The following is a 254-nucleotide window of genomic DNA, read 5'->3' on the forward strand; positions in this document are numbered from 1 at the left end:
CAACGCCCGCAGCTACGGCGAAGCGTGGGCCAGTTATCCTATCCTCAAGCGTTACCAGATGCGGCGCATGGCGGATAACTTCATTATGCAAAGCGGTATGGATCTGTTTTATGCCGGATTCAGCAATAATCTGCCACCACTGCGTTTTATGCGTAATCTCGGGTTAATGGCGGCGGAGCGTGCTGGCGTGTTGAAACGTCAGGCGCTGAAATATGCGTTAGGGTTGTAGCCTTACAACATTGCCGGATGCGTGC

General features: G+C 53.1%; 1 protein-coding gene. It reads left to right on the forward strand.

Going from position 1 to position 254, the window contains the following annotated elements; genetic code table 11:
• Positions 1–229, forward strand: a 229-nt coding sequence (locus tag KI356_RS28965; RefSeq protein ID WP_212937087.1) for a Rossmann-fold NAD(P)-binding domain-containing protein, incomplete at its 5' end; no start/stop codon positions are given.
• Between the last annotated feature and the right edge of the window lie 25 nt (positions 230–254).

It is taken from the genome of Bacillus hominis (genome assembly GCF_018332515.1).
Taxonomy (GTDB): domain Bacteria; phylum Bacillota; class Bacilli; order Bacillales; family Bacillaceae_G; genus Bacillus_A; species Bacillus_A hominis.